Genomic DNA, 23,364 nt, shown 5'->3' with positions numbered 1-23,364 from the left:
GCGGCGGGCGTGGACAGGCACTGAACGATGACGGAACGGGTGAAACGGAAGATCGGACGATGGGTGGCAGGCGTGCTCGGCGCGCTGCTGATGCCGCTCGCGCTCGCGCAGCCGCCCCACGGCGGTCATGGGTTCGGCGGCCACGGCTTCGGTGGCGGCGACATGCGCGCGTACGGTCAGCCGGCAGGCGGCCTGCCCATCTGGCGCCACGTCGCACCTCCCGCCGGTGCCCGTGCCGGCGGCGTGAGCGGCTACGGCTCCCGCTGGGGGCTGCGGCCGACGCCGTCGTACGGCCATTACGCCGCGCAAAGCCCGTATCGCCCGATCAGTGCCGACGCGCGCCAGATGCCGCGCCCGCCGGGCGGCGGCAACGTGCCGCTGCGCGCCGGTTCGATCCGCGCCGACGTCGCGCGCTACAACGAGGAGCGCGGCGGCCGTCCGATGCCGCCGCCCCGCTCGCAGGAAGAGCCTGCGCATTCGCCGTTTTTCTCCCCGTTCTACCGAAACTGACCGCCCCCGCGCGCGTCCCTCCGCCGGCTGATGCGAATTCGCCACAGTCGCGCACAGATTTCCGCTGATTTTCCCGCTGCATTGCGCTATCTTTCGCGCCCGGTTCGGGTGCGCCACGCCGCCGCCCTGCCGCGCGACCGCGCGCACGCGCGGCCGCCGGCGGGCAGCCGGCCATGGATCAAATCCGCGAAGTTAATGCTGCCGCTATACCCGCAATAAGCGTGCGCAATTTTGACCGGACGAATGATCCGTAAAGATGGCTGCGCCCCATACGACGCAAGCACTCGGCTCCAAACAACAACGCTCGCGCCACCTATCGACTATTCGACAAAACCTGGAGATCCCATGAAAGCACTCGCTCGCCGTGCGTCGCGCACGTCCGTCAAGCTGATCGCCGCGGCCGCCTGCGTGGCCGCGGCCGCACCCGTCCATGCACAATCGAGCGTGTCGCTCTACGGTCAGGTCGACGAATGGATCGGCGCCACCAAGTTCCCGGGCGGCGACCGTGCATGGAACGTGAGCGGCGGCGGGATGTCGACGTCGTACTGGGGCCTGCACGGCGCCGAGGATCTCGGCAACGGCTACAAGGCGATCTTCACGCTGGAAAGCTTCTTCCGCGCACAGAACGGCCAGTTCGGCCGCTTCCAGGGCGACACGTTCTTCGCGCGCAACGCGTACGTCGGCATCGATTCGCCGTACGGCACGGTAACGGCCGGGCGCCTGACGACGCACCTGTTCCTGTCGACGATCCTGTTCAACCCGTTCTACGACTCGTACACGTTCTCGCCGATGGTGTACCACGTGTTCCTCGGCCTCGGCACGTTCCCGACCTACCCGAGCGATCAGGGTGCGGTGGGCGATTCGGGCTGGAACAACGCGCTGTCGTATACGTCGCCGTCGTTCGGTGGCCTGAATTTCGGCGCGATGTACGCACTCGGCAACCAGGCCGGCGACAACGGCTCGAAGAAGTGGAGCGCGCAGTTCAACTACGCGAACGGCCCGTTCGCGGCGACCGCGGTCTACCAGTACGTGAACTTCAACAACGGCCCGCGTGACCTGAGCGCGCTGGTGGCCGGCATGAAGAGCCAGGGCATCGCGCAAGTCGGCGCGACCTACGATCTGAAGTACGTGAAGCTGTTCGGCCAGTACATGTACACGAAGAACGACCAGGTCGCGGGCAGCTGGCACGTGAACACCGCGCAAGGCGGCGTGTCGGTGCCGCTCGGCGTCGGCAACGCGATGGCGTCGTACGCGTACTCGCGCGATGCGGGTGGCCTCGACCAGACGCGCCAGACGTGGGCCGTCGGCTACGACTATCCGCTGTCCAAGCGCACGGACGTCTACGCTGCGTACATGAACGATCACATCAGCGGCCTGTCGACCGGCAACACGTTCGGCGCCGGTATCCGCGCGAAGTTCTGACGCGCACGCGCGAGCGCCGCGCCGGCCGCGCGCGAAAAGCGCGGCCGGGCTGCATGATTTCCCGCCACAACGGCGCCGCCACCCGCGGCGCCGTTTTGCCTTTCTTGACCTTTCTGTTTCCTCGCCTTTGCTACCCTATCTCGTAATTGGACCATTCCCCGTCATTACGAGCTAGTTCGATGGATACCCTCGTCAGCATGAATGTGTTTCGCTACGTCGTCGAAGTGGGCAGCTTCGTCGGCGCGGCCGAACGCATGCAGATGTCGGCTGCGATGGCGAGCAAGCACGTGATGCATCTCGAGCAGCAGCTCGGTGCGCGGCTGCTGCATCGCACGACACGACGCGTCGCCCCTACCGAGGCCGGACGCGAATACTATGAGCGCCTCGTGCAGGCGCTGTCGGAACTCGACGAAGCCGGGCAGGCCGTCGGCGCCGCGAGCGTGGTGCCGCAAGGCAGGCTGCGCGTGACGTCGCTGTCCGCGTTCGGATTGCGCCACGTGATGCAGGCCGTCACCGACTATGCGGGTCGGTTCCCGGACGTGATCGTCGACATGACGTTGTCCGATCGCGTGGTCGACCTGATCGAGGAGGGCTACGACGTCGCGGTGCGCGCGGCGCCGAACGGATTGAAATCGTCGTCGCTGGTCGCGCGGCAGATCGCGACCGCGCACATCCTGCTGGTCGCGTCGCCCGAGTATCTCGAAAAGCACGGCACGCCCGCGACGATCGCCGATCTCGCGCATCACAACTACCTGCGGCGCGACTCGAATTCGACGATGCTCGACGCGCTGGTGATCGACGCGGCCGCCGCGTCGCGCGTGAACCTGAACGGCAACCTGATCGTGAATCACCTCGAGGGGCTGCGTGCAGCCGTGCTCGCGGGCGCGGGTATCGCGCTGCTCGGCACCGAGGTGGTCGGCGACGACATCGAGTCCGGCCGGCTCGTGCCGGTGCTGCTCGATGCGGTGCCGCCGCACGAGGCGCCGATCTATGCGGTCTATGCGAGCCGTCGTCACGTGTCCGCGAAGGTGCGTTCGTTCGTCGACTTCCTGGCCGCGCGTTTCGAAGGGCAGTCGCTGTGCCCGTCGATCGAATCGCGCCTGCGCGTGCTGCCGATCACGCGGATGAAGCGCGCGGTGTGAGCGTGCCGTTCCCGCCGCGGCGGGACGATGAAAAAAACGCGAACCGCTGCGGTTCGCGTTTTTTTATGTCCGACGGCATGCGCGGTGCCGGCGGCCGCGATGGCCGCCGCCGCCGTCAGCGCGGAATGCCGAGTCGCGCCTTCGCGTCGTCGTACTCGCGCTTCAGGCGCTCGACCAGCGCGCTGACGCTCGGCAGGTCGTCCATCAGGCCGACACCCTGGCCGGCACCCCAGATGTCCTTCCACGCCTTCGTCTTGTCGCTGCCGAAATTCATCTTGGTCTTGTCGGATTCCGGCAGCGCGTCCGGATCGAGGCCGGCCTTCTCGATGCTCTCGCGGATGTAGTTGCCGTGCACGCCGGTGAAGAGGTTCGTGTAGATGATGTCCGACGATTTCGCGTTCACGATCGCGTGCTTGTAGTCGTCGATCGCGTGCGCTTCCTGCGTCGCGATGAAGCGCGTGCCCATGTATGCGAAGTCGGCGCCCATCGCCTGCGCGGCGAGGATCGAGCCGCCGTTCGCGATCGAGCCGGACAGCACGATCGGGCCGTCGAACACCTTGCGCACTTCGCCGACGAGCGCGAACGGCGACGTCGTGCCCGCGTGGCCGCCGGCGCCGGCCGCGACGAGGATCAGCCCGTCGACGCCGGCTTCGAGCGCCTTCTGCGCATGGCGCAGGTTGATCACGTCGTGCAGCACGATGCCGCCGTAGCTGTGCACCGCGTCGACGATCTCGCGCGCCGGTGCGCGCAGGCTCGTGATGAAGATCGGCACCTTGTGCTCGACGCACACGCGCACGTCGTGCTCGAGCCGCGCATTCGACTGATGGACGATCTGGTTGACCGCGATCGGGCCGATCACCGCGTCCGGGTGCTTCGCCTTGTGGTCGGCAAGCTCGGCCTGGATCTGCGTGAGCCACTCGTCGAGCAGTTCGGCCGGGCGGGCGTTGAGTGCGGGGAACGAACCGACGATGCCCGCCTTGCATTGCGCGAGCACGAGTTCGGGGTAGCTGACGATGAACATCGGCGACGCGATGACGGGCAGCGTCAGGTTCTGCAGGACAGCGGGCAAGGCCATGTGATGTCTCCAGTCTCGAGGGGCGGCGCCCTGACGCCGATACCCTGCGTTGCGGTCGAACGGTAATTTGAGTGTAGCTGCGAACGCGTTCGTTCATATTAATACGAACGATCGTGCGATTCTACGCGAGCTTAACAAAATGTGCGGCGTGCATGCAATCGAGTGAGTGTTCTCTTTCTATGGTTTCCGGTGCTTACCGCGCTGTGAAGATGCGCGCGCGCTCCTAAAATAGCCGCCATAACAAACCAACGAGAAACAAACCATGTCGTTTGAGGCGTTTGCACCGTTTCGCGTGAGGGTGCAGGACACCGACATCTTCGGTGTCAAAGGAGGCGCGGGCCCGCCGCTGCTGTTGCTGCACGGGCATCCGCAAACCCACATGATCTGGCATCGCGTCGCGGCGACGCTGGCGAATCATTTCACGGTGATCGCCACCGACCTGCGCGGTTACGGCGCGTCGGGCAAACCGCCGAGCGACGCGCAGCATGCGCCGTATTCGAAACGGGCGATGGCGGCGGACCAGGTCGCGGTGATGCGGCATTTCGGCTTCAAGCACTTCCACGTATGCGCACACGATCGCGGTGCGCGGGTCGCGCATCGGCTCGCGCTCGATCACGCGGACGCCGTCGAGCGGATGATGCTGCTCGATATCGCGCCGACGCTCGCGATGTACGAGAAAACCGATCGCGCATTCGCGACCGCGTACTTCCACTGGTTCTTCCTGATCCAGCCGGAGCCGCTGCCCGAGACGCTGATCGGCGCGCACACCGACGCGTACATCGAGCGCGTGATGGGCAACCGGTCCGCCGGCCTCGCGCCGTTCGCGCCCGAGGCGCTCGCCGCGTACCGCGCCGCGCTCGCGCAGCCGGGCGCCGTGCATGCGATGTGCGAGGACTACCGCGCATCGGCGACGATCGACCTCGAACACGACCGTGCGGATCTCGAGCGCGGCAACAAGGTCGCGTGCCCGCTGCGCGTGCTGTGGGGCGCGAACGGGATCGTCGGCCGCTGCTTCGATCCGCTCGACGAATGGCGCCGCGTCGCGCGCGACGTCAGCGGCCGCGCGCTCGACTGCGGGCACTACATTCCGGAAGAGGCGCCCGCCGCGCTGATCGACGAACTGCTCGCGTTCTTCGACGCGCGCGACGCGGCCGCCTGAGCGTGCGGTTGGCCGGCGTGCGCGGCCCGCCGCTCAGCGGTGCGCGCCGTCGTCCTCGACGAGCGGCGGCAGCCGGCGCGGCACCGGCGTCGATTTCACGATCGCGGTGCTCGTCTCGGCGCGCTCCGTCACTTTCGACAGGATGCCGTCGAGGTGCTCGATCGTGCGCAGGTACAGCCGGCAGATGAAGCAGTCGTCGCCGGTGACCTTGTCGACCTCCACGAATTCCGGCATCCGCCGCAGCATCTCCTCGACGAGATGCAGCTGGCCCGGCAGCGGCTTCACGCGGACGATCGCCTGCAGCGTGTAGCCGAGCGCGCGCGGGTCGAGTTCGACGGTGAACGCGGCGATCACGCCTTGCGCCTCGAGCCGCCGCACGCGGTCGGCGGTCGCGGGCGCCGACAGTCCGATCTGGCGGGCCAGTTCGCTGGTGGCGATGCGCGCGTCGTCGGCCAGCGCCGCGAGGATCGCGCGGTCGGTGGCGTCGAGCGACGCGACGGCGGGCGGGGAAAGGCGTTTCGGCATGATCGCTTTTCTTTCGAAGGTGAATCGGTCGATTTACTTCAGTTTAGCCGTGGCTGTCGCGAAAGCAAGTTTCTAGAATCGAAGTCATCCACTCTTCTGAACAGAGGTCACGATGGCTTCGAATGAAATCCGCCGCGGCGCCGCCGAGATGGTCGTCGCGATGATGATGTCCGGCACGATCGGCTGGCTCGTGATGTCGTCGCAGCAGCCGCTGACGAACGTCGTGTTCTTCCGCTGCCTGTTCGGCGCCGCGACGCTCGCGATCGTATGCGCGGCGTTCGGCTTCCTGCGCCGTGCGCTGTTCTCGCCGCGGATGCTCGCGCTGGCGACGCTCGGCAGCGTCGCGATCGTCGCGAACTGGCTGCTGCTGTTCGCCGCGTATTCGCGCGCGTCGATCTCGATGGCGACCGCCGTCTACAACACGCAGCCGTTCATGCTCGTCGCGCTCGGCGCGATTGTGTTCCGGGAGCGGATCTCCGCGTCGACGATCGCGTGGCTCGCGCTCGCATTCGTCGGGCTCGTCTCCGTGGTGCGCGTCGAGCCGGCCGTGCTCGCGGTGCCGGGCGAATATCTGGAGGGCGTCGCGCTGTCGCTCGGTGCGGCGTTCCTGTATGCGATTTCGTCGATCGTCACGAAGCACCTGAAGGGCACGCCGCCGCATCTGCTCGCGCTGCTGCAGGCCGGCCTCGGCGTGCTGCTGCTCGCGCCGTTCGCGCACTTCGGCACGTTGCCGGCGACCGCCGCGCAATGGCTCGACCTCGTCGTGCTCGGTGTCGTCAACACGGGCCTGATGTACGTGCTGCTGTACGGCGCGATCCAGAAGCTGCCGACCGCGATGACCGGCGCGCTGTCGTTCGTCTATCCGGTCGTCGCGATCGTCGTCGATCGCGTCGCGTTCGGCCAGACGCTCGCATGGACGCAGGTGGTCGGCGCGCTGCTGATCCTGCTCGCGGCGGCCGGCGTGAATCTCGGCTGGCGCATCGTGCCCGCGCGTCGCGCGGCGGTCGGCAACTGAAACGATCGTGCGATTCGGCGCTGCCGCGGGGCGTCGCGGCGCGTAGCCGCGGTACGTCGAATCCGCATGTCGGGAACGCATACTACGCATGGACGGCACGGATCGCGCGAGCGAAAAGCCGCGCGCCCGCACGCGTGAAAGATGCTGTAAGAAGTTGTAGGGAAACACCCGATGCGATGCCGTCGCGTCGCTCGTATGATGCGGGCTGTGACGTTGATCACGTTCACAGGATTCCGATCTCATGCCGTTCGCCCGCCAGGCTGAACGGCTTTTTTTTATGCGCCGCTCCGCGCGAGCAGGCGCCGCCGCGCATCGAGCTGCGCGAGCAACGCGCGCCTCGCGTCGTCGTCCGATGCGCGCCACCCCTTGATCTCGTCGCGCGTGCGCAGGCAACCCGCGCACCAGTCGGTGCGCGGATCGATCCGGCAGACGTCGGTGCACGGCGAGCCGACCGTGCCGGCGTGCACCGGCACGTCGCTCATGCGGGCTCCCGCAGCGCGACGTCCGCGACCGGCGCGCCCGTGAGCGACACGAGTTCGTTCGGCGACAGGTTGAACACCGCGTGCGGATGACCGGCGGCCGCCCACAGGCTGTCGAGCGCGAGCAGGTCGGCGTCGATCAGCGTGACCGGTTCGACGAGATGGCCGATCGGGCAGACGCCGCCGATCGCGTAGCCGGTGTTGTCGCGCACGAACTTCGCATCCGCGCGGCCGACCGCGCCCACTTGCGCGGCGACCTTCTTCTCGTCGACGCGATTGACGCCGCTCGCGACCACGAGCACGGGCGCGCCGTCCGACTGGCGGCGAAACAGGATCGATTTCGCGATCTGCGCGACCGAGCAGCCGAGCCCGGCCGCGGCCTCGGCCGACGTCTTGCCGGTTTCCGCGAGCATCACGATGTCTTTCGCATGGCCGCGCTCGCGCAGCAGCAGCGCGACGCGTCGCGCGGAATCGGGGAGGGAATCGAATGAAGCGGGTGTCGTCATGTTGAGGAATCCGTCGAATACCGGGGTCATGCGCAGTTCGCGGCGTCGGCCGCGCTCTGCGCCTTGGCGAGCAATGCGCGACCGGCGCGCGACACGTTGGCGCGGCCGATCGCGGTCGAGATGAAGTCGCCGGCGGCGACGACCTGCGCGAGATCGACGCCGGTGTCGATGTCGAGGCCCTGCATCAGATACAGCACGTCCTCGGTCGCGACGTTGCCGGTCGCGCCTTTCGCGTACGGGCAGCCGCCGAGGCCCGCGACCGACGCGTGAAAGATCTCGATCCCTTCGAACAGCGCCGCGTAGATGTTCGCGAGCGCCTGGCCGTAGGTGTCGTGAAAGTGGCCCGACAGGCGTTCGCGCGGGAACACGCGCGTGACGGCCGCGAGCACGTCGCGCGTGCGCTTCGGCGTGCCGACGCCGATCGTGTCGGCGATGTCGATCTCGTCGCAGCCGAGCGCCGCGAAGCGCTCGACGACGTCGACGACCGACGCGACCGGCACGTCGCCCTGATAGGGGCAGCCGAGCGCGCACGACACGCTGCCGCGCAGCCGCACGCCCGCATCCTTCGCCGCCTTCGCGACGGGTTCGAAGCGCGCGATGCTCTCGGCGATGCTGCAGTTGATGTTCCGTTGCGAGAACGCCTCGCTCGCGGCGCCGAAGATCACCACTTCGTCGGCGCGCGCGGCGAGCGCGTTCTCGAAGCCCTTCAGGTTCGGCGTGAGCACCGAGTACACGGTGCCCGCGCGGCGCTCGATCCCGGCCATCACGTCGGCGCCGTCGGCCATCTGCGGCACCCATTTCGGCGACACGAACGATGCGGCTTCGATGTTGCGCAAGCCGGCGCGCGACAGCCGGTCGACGAGCGCGATCTTCACGTCGGTCGGCACGAAGGTCTTCTCGTTCTGCAGCCCGTCGCGCGGGCCGACTTCGACGATCTTGACGGCGGTGGGGAAGGTCATGGTTGTCTCCTGATTGGTCTGTCGGTTCAGTAGCCGCGTGCGTAGTCGACGATGCCGCCAACATGCTCGCCGCGCTCGAGCGCGCGGATCTTGCCGGCGATCTGCGCGACGGCTTCGTCGCGCAGCGTTTCGGCCGAGCTGTGCGGCGTGATCGTGATGCGCGGCGCGTGCCAGAACGGATGGTCTTCCGGCAGCGGCTCCCGATGGAACACGTCGAGCGTCGCGGCGGCGATCCGGCCGCTCGACAGCGCGTCGAGCAGGTCGGCGTCGACGAGATGCGCGCCGCGCGCGACGTTGACGACATACGCGCCGGGCGCGAGCCGCGCGAACGCGTGCGACGACAGGATGCCGTCGGTGTCGGGCGTGCTCGGCAGCAGGTTGACTAGCACCTTCGCGCCGTCCAGGCATGCATCGAACGCGCCGTCGCCGGCGAAGGTCGTGACGCCGTCGAGCTGCTTCGGGCTGCGGCTGTAGCCGCGCACGGGCAGGCCGAGCGCGGCGAGCGCGAGCGCGACCTGCGTGCCGAGCACGCCGAGGCCGAGCACGGCGACGGTGAAGCCGGCGCGCGCATGCGGTTCGAGCGGCTGCCAGCGGCGCGCGCGCTGCAGCGCTTCGTATTCGTCGAAGCGGCGCAGGTAGCGCAGCACCGCGTGCGTCACGTACTCGACCATCTGCCGCGCCATGCCCGAATCTTCGAGCCGCACGAGCGGCACGTGCGGCGGCAGCGTGCCCGGATGCGCGCGCTCGAGCGCGAGCAGCGCGTCGACGCCGGCGCCGAGGTTGAAGATCGCGCGCAGACCGTCGCGCGGCGTGAAGAATTCGCGCGGCGCGCGCCACACGAGCGCGTAATCGGCGGCGGCCGTGTCGCCCGGCTGCCACGCGCGCAGTTCGGCTTCCGGCAGCGCCTGCGCGATCTCGTCGCGCCACGCCGCGGCTTCCTGGTGCGGGGAATGGAACAGGATCTTCATCGGACGACGGCGCGCGTGCGGGCGACGCGCGCAGCGGGAACGGCGACGGAAGCCGGGCGCGGCGCGCCGGCGGGCGTAGCGGACATGGGGCGTCTCCTGACGACCGGGCGCCCGGCGCGTCGGCGCCCGGCCCCGGTTCCGTGTGAAGCTGACGGGAAGCCCACATTCTACGGTTTCGCGGCGCATCGCGCCGGTGCGCGGGGCGGCCCGGTGCGGGCGGTCGTCCCCCGCTCGCCGGGCCACGCAAAAGCAAAGCACAAAATATTGGTTCGGCCGCCGGGCGCGCCGCGCCACAATCGAATCCCGTTTTCAGGCAAGCGAGGGCAATCATGCGCGCATGCAGCAAATCGGCGTGGCCGCCGCGGCTCGTGACCGTTCCGGGCCTGCACGGCAGCGAAGGCGCTCACTGGCAGACCTGGCTCGAGAGGCAGTTTCCGCGCTCGCTGCGCGTCGAGCAGGACGACTGGGACGCGCCCGATCTCGCGGGCTGGGCGCGCTCGGTACGCGCGTTGCTCGACCGCGAACGCGGCCCGTTCGTGCTGGCCGCGCACAGCTTCGGCTGCCTCGCGACCGCGCATGCGCTCGCGCAGTGGCCGCATGCGGGCGACGTCGCGGGCGTGCTGCTCGTCGCGCCGGCCAGTCCGAAGAAATTCACGTTCGCCGGGCCGTTCGACGCGCGCCGGCTCGCCGTGCCGTCGATCGTGATCGGCAGCGAGACCGATCCGTGGATGCCGCTCGCCGACGCGCGCACGCTCGCGCAGCACCTGGGCAGCGCGTTCGTGAACCTCGGCGACGCCGGGCACATCAACACCGCGGCCGGCTTCGGGCCGTGGCCGCGCGCGAAGTATTTCATCGACACGCTCGTCCACTGCGCGGCGCCGCTGCGCTTTCGCGATACGGACGACGGCTTCGAAGCCGCGCTTGTCGACCGCGCGCTCGCGCACGCGATCTGACGGGTCGGGCAGGCGGCGCGCGCGGCACGGCGAGGGCCGCGCCACGCCGCGGCGCCGGGCTTACACGGCGGAGACGGGCTTGACGGCGGCCGGGTCCGAGTAACTGGGCCGGCCGTTCTCGACGTGGCCGGCGAACCGGCGCGAGAACGTGCCGTTCGCACCGTCGCTCACCGTGACGTCATACCAGTGGTGGCTCGACGCGAGCGCATACTGCTCGACGCGTTCGTCGCCGCCGTGCAGGGTGACCTGCCGCGGCGGCGCGCCGTATGCGTTGTCGGTCAGCGAGAGCGTGACGTGCGCGCCGCCATGGTTGCGCAGCTTCAGGTACAGGTTCCCGTTCGCGACGTCGTAGCCGGCCTTCACTTCCGGCTGCGCCGCATTGCGATGCGGCACGGCCGGGGCCGACACGTTGCCCGAGAACACGCGCACGAAACCGTTCGGCCCGTACACCGCGAACGTGTACGCGCCGTGCGTCGCCGTCAGGTCGAAGTCCGCATGCAGCACGCGGCGCGCGCCGACCGTGTAGCGCCACGGGCCGTCGGTGCGGTTCGTCGCATACACGTGGAAGTGCGCGCCCTGGTTGCCGCGGTTCGCGAACTCGATGCGCAGGCGCGTCCCGTCGATGCTCGCATTCACGTGCAGTTCGTACGGCAGCGCACGCGCGGGCCGCACGCCGGGCTCCTGCGGCTCGACCGGCGACGGCGTCGCGGGCACGGTCGGCGCGGGCTGCGACGTGCACTGCTGGTCGGCGATCGAGCGGTACTGGCTGGTATCGGGCAGCGGCGGGAACGATGCGTCGGACGAACGGAAGTCGAACGCGGCGGTGAGGTCGCCGCACACGGTGCGGCGCCACGGCGTGATGTTCGGCTCGTCGATGCCGAAGCGCTCGCCGATGAAGCGGATCACCGACGTGTGGTCGAACACCTGCGAGCACACGAAGCCGCCCTTCGTCCACGGCGACACGACCGTCATCGGCACGCGCGGCCCGAGGCCGTAGGGCAGGCCGTCGGCCGTGTAGCTGCCGCCGCGGCCGGGATTCACGACCGTGTGCAGCTCGCCGTCGGTCGTCACGGTCGACGCGCCCTGCGCGGCCGACGTCGGCGGCTGCGGCGGCACGATGTGGTCGAAGAAGCCGTCGTTTTCGTCATACATGATGAACAGCACGGTCTTGCGCCAGACGTCGGGGTTCGACGTGAGCGCATCGAGGATCTGCGACGTGTAGTTCGCGCCGTACGCGGGCGTGTATTTCGGATGCTCGGAGAACGCGGCGGGCGGGCACAGCCACGACACCTGCGGCAGCCGGTCGTTGATCACGTCGTCCTTCAGGTTGTCGAGCGTGCGCGCCGTCTGCGCGCGCTGGTACAGCGACGAACCGGGCTTCGCATTGATGAAGTTCGCGAAGTTCTGCAGCACGTTCGTGCCGTAGTTGCCGTTGTACGGATCGTTGCCGGTCGTGCCCTGCTGGTAGATCTGCCACGACACGCCATGCGCTTCGAGACGCTCGGGAAAGGTCGTCCACGACAGCAGCTGGTACGCGGGCGGCCCGTCGCCGTCCACATAGTCGCTGTTGTCGAGCAGCGGGCCGCCGAACTTGCCGGTCGGATCGACCGTGCCCGTCATCAGGTACGAACGGTTCGGGTGCGTCGGCCCCGGCAGCGAACAGAAGTAGTGGTCGCACACGGTGAACGCATCGGCGAGCGCGTAGTGGAACGGGATGTCCTCGCGCACGTGATAGCCCATCGTCATGTCGGTCTTGTTTGCTGGCCACTGGTCGTAGCGGCCGCCGTCGATCGCCGCGTGCGTCTTGTACCACGAGTGGTCGAGATCGCCGACGCACTGCGCGCTCGTCGTCAGCGTGTTCAGCCGGAACGGCAGCACCGGTTTCGACGGATCGGCCTTCGACGGCTGGTACCACACCGGCTTGCCGTTCGGCAGCGGAATCGGGAAGCGGTCGTTGTAGCCGCGCACACCGCGCAGGTGTCCGAAGTAATGATCGAACGAGCGGTTCTCCTGCATGAACACGACGATGTGCTCGACATCGCGGATCGTGCCGGTGCCGCGCGCGGCGGGAATCGCGAGCGCGCGGCGGATCGATTCGGGGAAGGCGTTCAGGGCGACGGCGGCGCCCGCGGATTGTGCGACGGTATGCAGGAAACGGCGGCGGCTCGATGACGTCATGTTGTTTCACCTCGGTTCTGCTGCGGTCGGGGGACGAAAGCGGCGGGATCAGCCGGGCGACGACGCGGCGGCACTCGACGCACCCGCATTGGCCGCGGGCTTCGCGTCGTCGTCGTCATCGGGCGGGTAGTGCACGACGGGCGGCGCGAGCGGCGCGGCATCGGACGCGGCGCGGTTCGCGGCGGCATCGTTGTTGAACGCGCTGGCGGAGCCGGCCGATGCGCCGGCCTGCTGCGATGCGTCGGTCGCGTGTGCGTCGTGCGGCGCGTCGTCGCTGCAGGCGGCGACGAGAGCGGCGGCACAAAGAACGACGACGACGGAAACGCGATGCATGACTTCTCTCCTGGCAGGCTGATCGGGAAACGTTTTCGAGTATGCCGATGCGATGCGACGTTTCGGTGAATCGTTTGCGACCGGCGCGTGATCGCACGATGCTTTCGACATCCTGACCAAGTGCTTTCGCGCGATCGGCGGCACGCAATATTTGCGGATGCGGATGCGGGCAGGGCGCTTTTACGTGGATGCGATCGCGTATGCGGCAGCGTCGCCGTTCATGATGACCGTGTGCAGCCGGTCGCGTTGCGTCAGCGCCGCGGCGTGCGTCGCCGCACCTCGCTGCGCAGCCAGTCGAGCCACGTGCGGATGGCCGCTTCGTGCGGATGGCCGGGGCGCCACACCACGTAGTGCGCATACACGTCGGTCACGCGCACCGTCGACACGCGCACGAGCGAGCCGTTCGCGAGTTCGGGTTCGATCAGCGAGCGGCGCGCGAGCGCGACGCCGCGGCCTTTCAGCGCGGCGTCGATCAGCGCATTCGCATCGGTGAATCGCGGGGCGCGCGCGGATTCGGTGAGGTCGAGCCGTGCGGCCTGAAGCCACGGTTCCCACGGCTGCGCGGGATGGCGCAGCAGCGTCGCGCGCACGAGGTCGGCCGGCGCGCGTGGCGCGATGCCGTCGCGATTGCGGTACGCGGGGCTCGCGACCGGAAAGATCGTCTCGTTCATCAGCTTCTCGGCGACGACGCCCGGCCACGCGCCGGGCCCGTAGCGCAGCGCGACGTCGATACGGTCGCGCTTGCGCAGCGGCGCGAGCGCGACCTCCGGGTGCAGTGCGATCGCGATGTGCGGGTGCGCGGCCGAGAAGCGCGGCAGGCGCGGCGCGAGCCAGCGCTCGGCGACGCTCGGCAGCACGCTGACGTTGAGCGTGACGTCGCACGTGCGCGGGCGGCTGCGCGTGGCGAGGGCCGGCTCGAACGCGCGTTCGAGCACGCTCAGGCCCTGGCGGACCTGCAGCGCGAGCGCGTGCGCGGCGTGCGTCGGCGTCGCGCCGTTGCGCTCGCGCGTGAAGAGCGGATAGCCGAGCTGCGCCTCGAGGGCGCGGATGTGCTGGCTGACGGCGCCTTGCGTGAGCGCGAGCGCGTCGGCCGCGCGCGTGAAGCTCTGCAGCCGCACGGCGGTCTCGAACGCACGCAGCGTCTGCAGCGGAGGAAGGTGGATGCGTCGCATGCGGGTATTAGTAACACTAATGCCCGAGCACGACAATTCATCGTTTGCGGCGCGCGGGCCCGCGTTCCTACACTCGGTTCCGTCTTCCACAGCCCGTCGGGCCACGCCACCATGAACGCATATCGTCTCTATCTTTCGCCGGGCGCCTGCTCGCTTGCCGCCCACATCGCGCTGGAGGAAACCGGCGCGCCGTTCGACGTCGAAATCGTCTCCGTGCGCCAGCAACAGAATCTCGAAGCGCGCTATCTCGCGATCAACGCGAAGGCGCGCGTGCCGGTGCTCGCGATCCCGGGCGAGCCGCGCGTGCTGACCGAAACGCCGGCGATCCTCACGTATCTCGCGCGCCGTCATCCCGACACGCAATTGCTGCCGCTCGGCGATCCGCTGCGCGAGGCGCGGTGCCACGAATGGCTCGCGTGGCTGGTCGGCTGGGTGCACGGCGTCGGCTACGGCGCGCTGTGGCGGCCGGGCCGCTTCATCGGCGATCCGGCGCTGCACGGCGCCGTCAGCACGCACGGGCGCGGCGTGATCGAAGCCGCAAACGACACGATCGAAGCGGCGCTGGCCGACGGCCGTATGTGGGCCGAGCCCGGCGCCCACTCGATCGTCGATCCGTTCCTGTTCGTGTTGTATCGCTGGGGTGTCGCGATCGGGCTCGACATGACGCGGCATCCCGCGTGGACCGCTCATGCGCAGCGCGAGGCCGAACGACCGGCCGCCCGGCGCGCGCTGGCGCGGGAAGCGGCCTGACGCAAGCGCGGCGGCTAGCGCGCGGCGAACAGCGGATAGGTCGCGCCCGCGACCAGCGCGGCCGCGAGCCACACCACGCTCCACGAACCGGCCGCGAGGAGCGGCGGGATCGCGAGCGGCGTCGCGAACAGCCCGAGATAGACGATCGTGTTCGCCATTCCGAGCGCGGTGCCCGCGTGGTTGGCGCCCGCGAGCGTTGCGAGCTCCGTATACGCGACGCCGTGCCACGCCGACACGCAGACGCCGGCGCACACGAGAATCGCGACGATCGCCGCGAGCGGGACAGCCGGGCTGCCGGCCGTCGCCGCGGCGAGCAGCGCGAACGACCCGGCCGCGACGAGCACCGAACCGCGCAGGTACGCACGCCGGTTGCCGTGCCGGTCGGTATGGCGGCCGCTCCACACGCGCATCACCATCGCGCCGAGCTGCAGCGCGACCATCGCCGTGCTGATGCCGGCGAGGCCGAGCCGCCCGAAGTCGTGCAGGAACACCGTCGCGAACGTGAGCACCGCGAATTGCGGTGCGCACAGCGCGCCGATGCCGAGCACGATGCGCCACACGGGGCCGCTCGTCAGCGGGCCGCGGCTGCGCGGGGCGGCACGATGCGCGGGCCCGGTCGCACGTGGCGCGGCAATGGCTGCGGCGGCCGCGACGGCCGGGGCCGCGGGCGGTTCGTGCAGCCAGCGCCAGGTCAGCGCCGCCGATCCGGCGCACAGCAGCATCAGCGCGCCGAATACCGCAGCAAAGCCGAGGTGCGAGGCGAGCGACGGCAGCAGCGCCGCGCCGATGCCGCCGCCCAGCGGCACGGCCGTCTGACGGATGCTCATCGCGAGCCCGCGTTCGCGCTCGCCGAACCAGCGCATCACCGCGCGCCCGCTCGACCCGTTCACGCTGCCGCCGAGCAGCCCGACGCAGCACATCGCCGCGACGACGCGCAGCAGCGGCGGCACGCCGTGCGCGGTCGGAACGATCGTGGCCACCATCAGCGCGAACATCGAGGCCGTCGCGACGAGCCCGGCGAGCAGCACGCGGCGGTCGCCGAAGCGGTCGGCGGCCATGCCCCACGGCAGCTCGGACAGCGCGACGCCGAAGCCGAGCGCGCCGAGCACGAGGCCGAGTGCGTGGTTGTCGAGGTGGTAGGCCGTGCGCATCCAGACGGCCGTGGTCGGAATGCCGGCCGCCGCCGCGGAGAAGCTCATGTTCGCGGCGACGCCGGCGGCCAGCACGCGCCAGCGATGGGCGGGACCGCGCGCAGCGCGGGCGGGCGAGGAGGGGGAAGCGACGTACGAGGTATCCATGACGGCAGGCCCGGTTGGAAATTGACATCGACAGTCTGGCGGCCTACATTCATCCTGAAAATCGGAAAGTTCTTGATGGATCGTTCGATAAAACAGGATGGTTGAGATGTCCGGACAAGACGTTCCGCGCGGCGACGGCGAGTCGTTCGCGCAAGCCGATGCCGCACGGGTGCGGCCCAACTTCGACGTGGCGGCGCTGCGCAGCCTCGTCGCGGGCGTGGATCTCGGCAGTTTTGCGAAGGCGGCCGATCGCGTCGCGCGCTCGTCGTCGGCGGTGAGCGCGCAGATCCGCAAGCTCGAGGAGCAGGCCGGCACGCCGCTGTTCGTGAAAGCCGGGCGCGGGCTGGCGCTGACCGACGCCGGCGACGCGATGCTGCGCTATGCGCGGCGAATGATCGAGCTGAACGACGAGGCGGCCGCGGCGGTGCGCGGGATGAATCTCGACGGCTGGGTGCGCGTCGGGCTGCAGGAGGATTTCGGCGAGGCGATTTTGCCCGACGTGCTCGGGCGGTTCGCGCGCGCGCATCCGAAGGTGCGGATCGAGGCGCGCGTCGCGCGCAATGCCGACCTGCTCGACCGGCTCGACGCGAACCAGCTCGATCTCGCGCTGGTGTGGGGCGACCCGGCATCGGCGGCGCTGGTGGCGCGCGCGGGCGTCGACAGCGAAGCGATCGCGCACGTGCCGATGCAGTGGGTCGGCGCGGCGGGCCCGGGCGCGGGCGGTTTCGGCACGCCGGGCGGCGGCACGGAGGCCGACGACACGGAGGCGCCGCGCGGCGAAACGGGCATCGGCGCGATGGCCGTGCCGGGCGAGCCGCTGCCGCTCGTCGTGTTCGACCGGCCGTGCCGGTTCTTCGGCGCGGCGACCGCCGCGCTCGACCGCGCCGGCATGCCCTGGCGCGTTGCGTTCACGACGCCGAGTCTCGCCGGGTTATGGGCCGCGGCGGCGGCCGGCCTCGGGCTGACGGTGCGCTCGCACTACGGGCTGCCGGCGTCGGTGCGCGTGCTCGATGCGGCTTCGTGCGGGCTGCCGGCGCTGCCCAGCCTGCCGCTGATCCTGCTGCGGCGCACGTCGTCGGCGACGCCGACCGTCGATCGGCTCGCGCGGATCGTGAAGCAGGCGGTGCGGGAGGCGACGGAGGGGGCGGTGCTGGCGGCGTGACAAGACGCTCGCTTTGCGCCGTGGGTTGCGGTGCGGTTCGGCAAGCCCTCTGCCGATCGGTCGAATGGATCGATCGCGTGAACCTGATTACAGTGGGGTTCACTTGAAACGGAGGTCATCATGCAAGACGCGAATACACCCGGCGGCAGCGACGTCGATCGGCGTCAAAGGACAGATGCCGCGATTCACGGCGACAGGGCTTCAGCCGATCGGCGCGTGACGGCCGATGCGCCCGTGCGGTTCGGCGTGCTGCAAGGGCAGGCCCGGATCGCGGACGATTTCGACGCTCCGCTGCCCGATGACCTGCTGGATGCTTTCGAAGGGCGCTGATGCGGTTGTTGCTCGATACGCGCATCTTTTTGTGGGTCGTGACCCACGACCCCAGGCTCAGCGCACGGGTGCGCAGTCTTGGCCGCCGACGGGATTCATGCCGCTGCGATGTCCGGCTCGACTTCGTTCAGTGCCGCCCGGATCGCCGCCAGCCGCGCCCTCAACGCGTCACTCACCGGCACGAACGGCAGCCGCAGCCCGTCTTCGCACCAGCCTTGCGCGGCCAGCACGGCCTTCACCGGCGCCGGGTTCGGCTCCGCGAACAGCGCCGCGACGAGCGGCTGCAGCGCGACCGACAGGCGCCGTGCATCGGCGAGCCGGCCGTCGCGCAGCAGCGCATGGATGCGCACGTGCCATTCGGGCAGCACGTGCGCGCTGCTCGCGATCGCGCCGTGTGCGCCGGCGCACATCGCCGCGAAGTTCTGGTTGTCGTCGCCGGACAGGATCGCGAGCGGCGTGTCGTGCACGAGCCGGCTCATCCGGTCGAGCGTGCCGCCGCACTCCTTGATGCCCGCGACCCGCGCGTCGCGCGCGAGCGCCTGCAGCGTCTCCAGTTCGACGTTCACGCCCGTGCGGTACGGGATGTTGTAGACGAGCACCGGCAGGTCGGCCGCGTCGACGATCGCCTCGACGTGGCGGCGGATGCCGTCCTGCGTCGGCCGGACGTAGACGGGCGGCGTGACGAGCAGCCCGTCGGGCCGCAACGCCGCGAGTTCGCGCGCACGGGCCGCCGCGAGATGCGTCGCGCTCGCGGTCAGCCCGACGACGATCGGCAGCCCGGGCGCCGCTTCGCGCAGCGTCGCGAACACCGCGTCCTGTTCGCGCGCGTCGAGCAGCACGCCTTCACCGGTCGTCGCGCCCGCGACGAAGCCCGCGATGCCCGCGGCCGCATAGTGGCGCGCGAGCCGCGCGAGCGCGGCATGGTCGACTTCGCCGTGATGGAACGGCGTGATGATCGGCAGCCAGATACCTTCGAAACGTGTGTTCATGCAAAGCCTCATGATGGAAACGGAGTGGGAAGGAACCGTTCCGCCGGCGCAGGGCCGGAGCGAGGCGTGCAAGCAAGGAAAGAGAAACGACCTGCGGGCATCCCGTCCGGCATTCGCCTGACGGGACGCGACGTCCCCGTCAGTCGAGGAGTCGTTTTTTCAGTTTCAGCCCGGCCGCGCGCGCACCTGCCGCGACGGCGGCGAGGATCGGAAGCGAGCGCAGGGTAGCGGACATGGAGGAACCGTAAGTGGGCTGAGCGGCGATCTTAACACCGGTTACGATCCGCGCGCGAGCGCGCGCCGCCGTTTAGCAGAATTCGAGATTTGCTTTCCACGACTGATTGGAAAGCGTGCCGCGCGCGGCCGCTAGAATGCCCGCTTACGTTTGGATGACAGCGCGTACGCGTGCCGTCACGCACATTCACCACCACTGGAAACGGGGCATATCACGATGGCAAGCATGAAGGGGATCGGTCGCTGGCTGCACACGGGCGCGGCGGCGGCGCTGGTCGTGGCGGCGACGGCCGCGCACGCGGATACGTCGATCCTGAACGTGTCGTACGACGTGACGCGTGAGCTGTACAAGGACATCAACGCAAGCTTCGCCGCCGCGTACAAGCAGAAGACCGGCGAGACGGTCGCGATCAAGCAGTCTCACGGCGCGTCGAGCGCGCAGGCGCTGTCGGTGCTGCAGGGGCTGCAGGCCGACGTCGTGACGATGAACCAGCCGAACGACATCGACCTGCTCGCCGAGCGTGGCCAGTTGCTGCCGAAGGACTGGCGCGCGCGTTTCCCGGACAACAGCTCGCCGTACTCGACCACGATGGTGTTCCTCGTGCGCAAGGGCAACCCGAAGGCGATCAAGGACTGGAGCGACCTCGCGAAGCCGGGTGTGCAGGTGATCATCGCGAACCCGAAGACGTCGGGCAACGGCCGCTATGCGTATCTCGCCGCGTGGGGCTTCCAGAAGCAGAAGGGCGCGACCGACCAGCAGGCGATCGACTTCGAGAAGGCGATCTTCCGCAACGTGCCGGTGCTCGATTCCGGCGGCCGGGGCGCGACGACGACGTTCACGCAGCGCGGCATCGGCGACGTGCTGGTCACGTTCGAGAACGAAGTCGCGCTGATGGACACAGGCGCGTCGGGCGCGCAGTTCGACGCCGTGTATCCGTCGGCGAGCATCCTCGCGGAGCCGCCCGTCGCCGTCGTCGACAAGGTCGTCGACAAGAAGGGCACGCGCAAGGTCGCGCAGGCGTATCTCGACTACCTGTATACGCCGGAAGCGCAGGAGATCATCGCGCAGCACCATCTGCGCCCGCGCGACGCGAACGTGCTGAAGAAGCATGCGGCCGAATTCAAGCCGCTGAAGACGTTCAGCGTCGAGCAGGTCTTCGGCAGTTGGGCGAACGCGCAGAAGACGCACTTCGCCGACGGCGGCACGTTCGACCAGGTGATCGTCGACCGCAAGTAAGCGCCGCGCATGCCGTGCGCTCCACCGCACGCCGACGACGCAGCCGGCCGCTTCCGCGGCCGGTTTTTTTTCGCCGCGCGGCCGGCGGCGCGGCGGATGCCCGTTCCGAACCGGCACGCATACCCGGCCGCCGCCGCGCGTGCTACGCTCATCGCCTCCCTGCTTCCGGCGCCGCGCGATGAACGTCGATTCGTCCTCCCCAGCTCCCCGCGGCCGTGGCCGCAAGCTCTGGTCGGGCACGCGCCCGGTCGTCGCGTACGGGATGCCGCCGCCCGGCTGGCGCGACCTTTATCACCGCGCGCTGACGGTGAGCTGGCCCGTCTTCTTCCTGGCGCTCGCTGCGCTGTTCCTGCTGCTCAACGGCGTCTTCGCGGTGCTCTACCTGCTCGGCCACGCGTCGATCGCGAACCAGTCGCCGGCCGGGTTCGGCGGCGCGTTCTTCTTCAGCGTCGAGACGCTCGCGACCGTCGGTTATGGCGACATGCATCCGCAGACCGTCTATGCGCACCTGGTCGCGACGCTCGAGATCTTCATCGGGATGTCGGGCATCGCGATGGCCACGGGGCTGGTGTTCGCGCGGTTTTCACGGCCGCAGGCGAAGATCCTGTTCGCGCGCTATGCGGTCGTGCGGCCGTTGAACGGCCGGATGACGCTGATGGTGCGCGCCGCGAATGCACGCCAGAACGTGATTGCCGAGGCGCAGGCGAAGTTGCGGCTGATGCGCGTCGAAGGCACGCACGAGGGCTACACGCTGCGCAAGATCCACGACCTGCCGCTCGTGCGCAGCGAGCATCCGATCTTCCTGCTCGGCTGGAACCTGATGCACGTGATCGACGAATCGAGCGCGCTGTTCGGCGAGACGCCCGAATCGCTCGCCGCGCGCGACGCGTCGTTGCTGATCACGATCGAAGGCTCGGACGAGACGACCGCGCAGGTGATGCAGGCGCGTCATTCGTGGACGCATGGCGAGATCCGCTGGCGTCACCGCTATGTCGACCTGATGCACGACGAGGACGGCATCACGCATATCGACTACACGCATTTTCATGACGTGGTGCCGGTCGATGTCGATACCGACGAACGGGGCTCGCCGGGCGCGGTGGTCGATGCGGGCGCTGCGTCGGGGCCGGCCGCGTAATGGCGCGCGCGGGTGGTCGGGCGGCGCCTGCGCCCGCGTTCGCGCATTACGCGTCTACTCGTCAAGCGTGCAGCAGACGGGCCGCCTCGCGCTGTTCGATCGCGACCGCGCGCCGGAACGCGTCGCGATCCTCGGCGCGCGCGACGTAGTCGCCGAGCACGCCTTCGTGCGGCAGCAGATGCGCGTCGAATGCGATTTTCAGCGTGCTGGCGAGCAGCAGGTCGGCCGCGGTGAAACGGTCGCCGACGAGCCACGGATCATGGGCGAGCGCTTGCGCCAGTGCGCGCTGCACGCGTGCGATGTTGCCCCAGCCGAACGCGACCGGATTGCCCGACGCGCCGGTGAATTTTTCGGCCATCGCCGGTTCGAGGCAGGTCGGCGTGAAGAACATCCATTGGAGGAAACGGCCGCGCAGCGGATCGTCGGGCGCGACGCCGAGCCCGGCACCGGGACAACGGTCGGCAAGATAGAGCAGCACGGCGCCCGATTCGGCGAACGGGACGCTACCGTCGTCGAGCGCGGGCAGCTTGGCCATCGGGTTGACCTGCACGAACGCGTCGCTGCCCTGTTCGTGCGAGCGCAGGTCGATCGGCACGAGTTCGTACACCACGCCGAGCTCCTCGAGCATCCACAACGCCCGGAATGCCCGGGTCTTCGGCCAGTAATAGAGCTTCATCGCGCCTCCGCGTTCGGGTGCAGCTGTCGGTCCGGTGATGCTCAAGCGTACCCGAGCGCCGAAGGTTCGGACAGGGGCGGCCGGTCGACGGCGGCAAGCGGCGGGCGATGGTTGGAGGGGGGTACGTCGAGCGTGGATCGGGCGGAAAGAGGGGCAAAGGCTTATGTTGCAAGGAGGTTTATTCATAACTAGTTATATTTATACTAGTTATGAACGGCGCCTGCAATTTTGATTTGAGCCGGACTTATGCGAATGGCATCGCGGAGCCGGCAGCGTCGGCTCATACGGAAGCACGGCAACACGGCAACACGGCAACACGGCATCCGCCGGCGGTTGCCGACGCATCGCGAAACATGGAATTAATCGGAGAGCCCCACGCATGGCAAACGACGATCGCACCACAATCATTCCAGGACGAACGCCGGAATCTGCGGAGATGGTGGCCGAGATCAAGCGGGCGATGTCGATCACTGCGCGGATCAATCGCCTGACGTTCGACGATGCCGCCGAAGTTCGTGCGTTGTTCGGCGATCTGATCGGCACGCCAGTGGACGACCGCTTCGTCCTGATCCCGCCGTTTTACGCGACGGGCGGTACCGGCATGAAGCTCGGGCGCAACGTGTTCGTCAACCAGAACTGCACGTTCTACGATCTCGGCGGGCTCGAAATCGGCGATGACGTGATGATCGGGCCGAACGTCAGCCTGATCACGTCCGGCCATCCCGTCGAACCTTCCCGGCGGCGCGAGTTCGTCGTCGCGAAGCCGATCGTGATCGGGCGGAACGTATGGATCGGTGCCGGCGCGACGATCATCGGCGGCGTGATGGTAGGCGAGAACGCGGTGGTTGGCGCGGGTTCGGTCGTGACGCGGGACGTTCCGCCGAATACGCTGGTCGGTGGAAATCCGGCGCGGATCATTCGATCGATTGCCGAGTGACGGTGGCTGAGCGCCTCTTCAGCGGCGACGTGAATGTGGACAACCGGCCCCCCGACCACTCGAAACGCTGTGGATGCGAACGGTGAGTGTATCGCTGGAGCCAGCATCGGCGGGACTTCCCGGCATTCGACACCGGTCGCGGGCAGATGCATGAGCCGACATTGCCGATGCGCTGGCCGCACATTCCTGCGCGGCGTCGGTTGTGGATATCCCGGCT

At 68.9% G+C, this 23,364-nt stretch carries 24 protein-coding genes; 12 read left to right on the top strand and 12 right to left on the bottom strand.

Features of this window, described 5'->3' with window-relative positions; genetic code table 11:
• Positions 1 to 27: 27 nt before the first annotated feature.
• From HWX08_RS33400 to HWX08_RS33390, 3 genes are all read left to right on the top strand, one after another.
• Entirely contained in the window at positions 28 to 510 is a 483-nt protein-coding gene (locus tag HWX08_RS33400) for a peptide-binding protein (RefSeq protein ID WP_174922385.1), read from the top strand.
• A gap of 345 nt (positions 511 to 855) precedes the next feature.
• Positions 856 to 1,932, top strand: a complete 1,077-nt coding sequence (locus HWX08_RS33395) for a porin (protein ID WP_069257736.1) — start codon at positions 856 to 858, stop codon at positions 1,930 to 1,932.
• Positions 1,933 to 2,111: 179 nt separating this feature from the next.
• Positions 2,112 to 3,074, top strand: coding sequence for a LysR family transcriptional regulator (locus HWX08_RS33390; RefSeq protein ID WP_069257735.1), 963 nt, complete (start codon positions 2,112 to 2,114; stop codon positions 3,072 to 3,074).
• A 115-nt stretch (positions 3,075 to 3,189) separates the two neighbouring features.
• Here HWX08_RS33390 and HWX08_RS33385 read toward each other — a convergent pair whose 3' ends face one another.
• Entirely contained in the window at positions 3,190 to 4,149 is a 960-nt protein-coding gene (locus tag HWX08_RS33385; protein WP_069257734.1) for an NAD(P)H-dependent flavin oxidoreductase, read from the bottom strand.
• 262 nt (positions 4,150 to 4,411) lie between these two features.
• Here HWX08_RS33385 and HWX08_RS33380 point away from each other — a divergent pair, with 262 nt between their 5' ends.
• Entirely contained in the window at positions 4,412 to 5,308 is an 897-nt protein-coding gene (locus HWX08_RS33380; RefSeq protein ID WP_174922384.1) for an alpha/beta fold hydrolase, read from the top strand.
• A gap of 33 nt (positions 5,309 to 5,341) precedes the next feature.
• On the opposite strand, the gene HWX08_RS33375 is transcribed toward HWX08_RS33380, so the two are convergent.
• Positions 5,342 to 5,833, bottom strand: coding sequence for an Lrp/AsnC family transcriptional regulator (locus HWX08_RS33375; protein WP_069257732.1), 492 nt, complete (start codon positions 5,831 to 5,833; stop codon positions 5,342 to 5,344).
• A gap of 112 nt (positions 5,834 to 5,945) precedes the next feature.
• On the opposite strand from HWX08_RS33375, the gene HWX08_RS33370 reads away from it, so the two are divergent.
• A complete protein-coding gene (locus HWX08_RS33370) occupies positions 5,946 to 6,848 on the top strand; it encodes a DMT family transporter (RefSeq protein WP_174922383.1) in 903 nt (300 codons plus the stop codon).
• Positions 6,849 to 7,123: 275 nt separating this feature from the next.
• Here the strand turns inward: HWX08_RS33370 and HWX08_RS33365 are convergent, their stop codons facing one another.
• Genes HWX08_RS33365 through HWX08_RS33350 form a run of 4 tightly spaced genes read right to left on the bottom strand, consistent with a single transcriptional unit; the run spans position 7,124 to position 9,760 of the window.
• On the bottom strand, positions 7,124 to 7,330 hold the full coding sequence (locus HWX08_RS33365) for a DUF1289 domain-containing protein (protein ID WP_174922382.1): 207 nt from the start codon (positions 7,328 to 7,330) through the stop codon (positions 7,124 to 7,126).
• Positions 7,327 to 7,833, bottom strand: coding sequence for a YbaK/EbsC family protein (locus HWX08_RS33360; RefSeq protein ID WP_069257729.1), 507 nt, complete (start codon positions 7,831 to 7,833; stop codon positions 7,327 to 7,329). The genes HWX08_RS33365 and HWX08_RS33360 overlap by 4 nt, the downstream gene beginning before the upstream one ends.
• A 26-nt stretch (positions 7,834 to 7,859) precedes the next feature.
• Complete coding sequence (locus tag HWX08_RS33355) at positions 7,860 to 8,792, bottom strand: hydroxymethylglutaryl-CoA lyase (RefSeq protein ID WP_174922381.1); 933 nt, start codon at positions 8,790 to 8,792, stop codon at positions 7,860 to 7,862.
• A gap of 26 nt (positions 8,793 to 8,818) precedes the next feature.
• Entirely contained in the window at positions 8,819 to 9,760 is a 942-nt protein-coding gene (locus HWX08_RS33350) for a 2-hydroxyacid dehydrogenase (RefSeq protein ID WP_069257727.1), read from the bottom strand.
• Positions 9,761 to 10,089: 329 nt separating this feature from the next.
• Between HWX08_RS33350 and HWX08_RS33345 the strand changes: the two genes are divergently transcribed.
• Positions 10,090 to 10,713 (top strand): RBBP9/YdeN family alpha/beta hydrolase, encoded by a 624-nt coding sequence (locus HWX08_RS33345; protein ID WP_069257726.1) that lies wholly within the window; start codon positions 10,090 to 10,092, stop codon positions 10,711 to 10,713.
• Between the two features lie 60 nt (positions 10,714 to 10,773).
• Here the strand turns inward: HWX08_RS33345 and HWX08_RS33340 are convergent, their stop codons facing one another.
• From HWX08_RS33340 to HWX08_RS33330, 3 genes are all read right to left on the bottom strand, one after another.
• Complete coding sequence (locus tag HWX08_RS33340; protein WP_174922380.1) at positions 10,774 to 12,891, bottom strand: phosphocholine-specific phospholipase C; 2,118 nt, start codon at positions 12,889 to 12,891, stop codon at positions 10,774 to 10,776.
• 48 nt (positions 12,892 to 12,939) lie between these two features.
• Positions 12,940 to 13,224 carry a hypothetical protein gene (locus tag HWX08_RS33335; protein WP_174922379.1) on the bottom strand — a complete coding sequence of 95 codons (285 nt, stop codon included), beginning with the start codon at positions 13,222 to 13,224 and terminating at the stop codon, positions 12,940 to 12,942.
• 251 nt (positions 13,225 to 13,475) lie between these two features.
• Positions 13,476 to 14,396 (bottom strand): LysR substrate-binding domain-containing protein, encoded by a 921-nt coding sequence (locus HWX08_RS33330; RefSeq protein ID WP_069257723.1) that lies wholly within the window; start codon positions 14,394 to 14,396, stop codon positions 13,476 to 13,478.
• A gap of 111 nt (positions 14,397 to 14,507) precedes the next feature.
• Here HWX08_RS33330 and HWX08_RS33325 point away from each other — a divergent pair, with 111 nt between their 5' ends.
• Positions 14,508 to 15,146, top strand: a complete 639-nt coding sequence (locus tag HWX08_RS33325; RefSeq protein WP_174922378.1) for a glutathione S-transferase family protein — start codon at positions 14,508 to 14,510, stop codon at positions 15,144 to 15,146.
• A 14-nt stretch (positions 15,147 to 15,160) separates the two neighbouring features.
• On the opposite strand, the gene HWX08_RS33320 is transcribed toward HWX08_RS33325, so the two are convergent.
• The gene (locus HWX08_RS33320) at positions 15,161 to 16,444 is read right to left on the bottom strand and encodes an MFS transporter (protein ID WP_174922377.1); all 1,284 of its coding nucleotides are present in this window, start codon (positions 16,442 to 16,444) and stop codon (positions 15,161 to 15,163) included.
• A 106-nt stretch (positions 16,445 to 16,550) separates the two neighbouring features.
• Between HWX08_RS33320 and HWX08_RS33315 the strand changes: the two genes are divergently transcribed.
• Positions 16,551 to 17,606 carry a LysR substrate-binding domain-containing protein gene (locus tag HWX08_RS33315; protein ID WP_069257720.1) on the top strand — a complete coding sequence of 352 codons (1,056 nt, stop codon included), beginning with the start codon at positions 16,551 to 16,553 and terminating at the stop codon, positions 17,604 to 17,606.
• A 120-nt stretch (positions 17,607 to 17,726) separates the two neighbouring features.
• Positions 17,727 to 17,936 carry a hypothetical protein gene (locus HWX08_RS33310; RefSeq protein WP_069257719.1) on the top strand — a complete coding sequence of 70 codons (210 nt, stop codon included), beginning with the start codon at positions 17,727 to 17,729 and terminating at the stop codon, positions 17,934 to 17,936.
• A gap of 95 nt (positions 17,937 to 18,031) precedes the next feature.
• Here the strand turns inward: HWX08_RS33310 and dapA are convergent, their stop codons facing one another.
• Positions 18,032 to 18,925, bottom strand: coding sequence for a 4-hydroxy-tetrahydrodipicolinate synthase (gene dapA / locus HWX08_RS33305; protein ID WP_174922376.1), 894 nt, complete (start codon positions 18,923 to 18,925; stop codon positions 18,032 to 18,034).
• 451 nt (positions 18,926 to 19,376) lie between these two features.
• Between dapA and HWX08_RS33295 the strand changes: the two genes are divergently transcribed.
• Positions 19,377 to 20,396, top strand: a complete 1,020-nt coding sequence (locus HWX08_RS33295) for a sulfate ABC transporter substrate-binding protein (protein ID WP_069257717.1) — start codon at positions 19,377 to 19,379, stop codon at positions 20,394 to 20,396.
• Positions 20,397 to 20,574: 178 nt separating this feature from the next.
• Positions 20,575 to 21,534 carry an ion channel gene (locus HWX08_RS33290; RefSeq protein ID WP_069257716.1) on the top strand — a complete coding sequence of 320 codons (960 nt, stop codon included), beginning with the start codon at positions 20,575 to 20,577 and terminating at the stop codon, positions 21,532 to 21,534.
• Positions 21,535 to 21,595: 61 nt separating this feature from the next.
• Here the strand turns inward: HWX08_RS33290 and HWX08_RS33285 are convergent, their stop codons facing one another.
• The gene (locus tag HWX08_RS33285) at positions 21,596 to 22,210 is read right to left on the bottom strand and encodes a glutathione S-transferase family protein (RefSeq protein WP_069257715.1); all 615 of its coding nucleotides are present in this window, start codon (positions 22,208 to 22,210) and stop codon (positions 21,596 to 21,598) included.
• A gap of 379 nt (positions 22,211 to 22,589) precedes the next feature.
• On the opposite strand from HWX08_RS33285, the gene HWX08_RS33280 reads away from it, so the two are divergent.
• Positions 22,590 to 23,147, top strand: a complete 558-nt coding sequence (locus tag HWX08_RS33280) for a sugar O-acetyltransferase (RefSeq protein ID WP_069257714.1) — start codon at positions 22,590 to 22,592, stop codon at positions 23,145 to 23,147.
• Positions 23,148 to 23,364 lie beyond the last annotated feature (217 nt).

It is taken from the genome of Burkholderia metallica (assembly GCF_902832845.1).
In the GTDB taxonomy this organism is placed as follows: Bacteria; Pseudomonadota; Gammaproteobacteria; order Burkholderiales; family Burkholderiaceae; genus Burkholderia; species Burkholderia metallica.
Note: the sequence above shows the minus strand (reverse complement) of the source record. Positions and strands in the feature narration are given on the sequence as shown.